Source organism: Mycobacterium sp. IDUB_37 (assembly GCF_055419245.1).
On record NZ_JBVAXG010000027.1, the window covers coordinates 1 to 1,374 of the forward strand.

General features: G+C 67.5%; 1 protein-coding gene. It reads right to left on the reverse strand.

From position 1 onward, the window contains the following. A partial coding sequence (locus tag ACZY1I_RS32135; RefSeq protein ID WP_463761695.1) for an ATP-binding cassette domain-containing protein occupies nt 1-1,365 on the reverse strand: 1,365 nt, incomplete at its 3' end. Between the last annotated feature and the right edge of the window lie 9 nt (nt 1,366-1,374).

The window sequence follows — 1,374 nt, forward strand, 5'->3', positions numbered from 1 at the left end:
GGCTGCGGCGAGGGAGAGTCCGGCGTCGCCGGGGACGGCGTAGGTGAACAGGCTCAGGAGCAGGGGTAGGGCGAGTAGGAAGAGGGTGTATTGGCGGTCGGCGGCGATGACGGCGAGGTAGCGGCGGCACAGGATGCTGAATTGGGCGAGGGCGGATTGTTGGGCTTTGGGTTTGGTGGTGTCGGGTGGGGTTTCGGGGGCGGGGTGGGGGTCGGGTTGGGGGGTGAAGGCGGCGTGGAGGGGGGAGTTGTTGTAGGCGGTGGTCCAGTCGGTGTCGGTGTCGTTTTCGAGCAGGATGAATAGGTCGGCGAAGTCGGTGCAGTTGAAGTAGGACAGGGCTTGTTGGGGTGGGCCGAAGTAGGCCAGGCGTCCGCCGGGGGCCAGGACGAGCAGGCGGTCGCACATGTTGAGGTGGGCGATGTTGTGGGTGACCACGACGACGGAGCGGCCGTCGTCGGCCAGGGTGCGCAGGGTTTGCATGACGGATTTCTCGTAGCCGGGGTCCAGGCCTGAGGTGGGTTCGTCGAGGAACAGCAGGGAGGGTTTGGTGAGGAGTTCCAGGGCGACGCTGGTGCGTTTGCGTTGTCCGCCTGAGAGGCTGTCGATGCGTTGGTCGGCTTGGGCGGCCAGGCCGAGTTCGGTGAGGACTTCGTCGATGCGTTGTTGGCGTTCGGTGGCGGTGACGTCGTGGGGGAAGCGCAGTCGGGCGGCGTAGTTGAGGGCGCGTCGCACGGTTAGTGGGGTGTGCAGGATGTCGTCTTGGGGGACGAAGCCGATGCGGTGGCGTAGTTCGGCGTAGTTGTCGTAGAGGTCGCGTTCGTCGTAGCGGGCGGTGCCGGTGGTGGCGGGGCGGAATCCGGTGAGGGCGGCCAGCAGGGTGGATTTGCCGGCGCCGGAGGGTCCGACGACGGCCAGGAAGCTGCGTTCGGGTAGGACGAAGCTGATGTCGTCGAGCAGGACTTTGCCGTTGTTGGTGGCGATGTGCAGGTTGGCGGCTTCGTAGGAGATGTCGCCGGTGTCGACGTATTCGACGAGGCGGTCGCCGGCCAGGTGCAGTAGTTGGTGGCCGATGCCGACGATGTCGTCGGGGCCCAGCAGGGTGCGGGTGATGCGGGTGCCGTTGACGTAGGTGCCGTTGGCGGAGTTGTTGTCGAGCAGTTCCCACCCGGTCCCGGAGCGGCGCAGCAGGGCGTGGCGGCGGGAGACGAGGAGGTCGTTGAGGACGACGGTGTTGTCGGGGGCGCGTCCGATGGTGACGGTGACCTGGTCGATCGCGTGGACGGCGGTCGGGGTGCGCAAGGTGGTGGTCTCGGGCCGGGGCCTGACCCCGCCGTTGCCGGTGATGGGCATCGCCCCGGTCGGCATGGCGCCGGT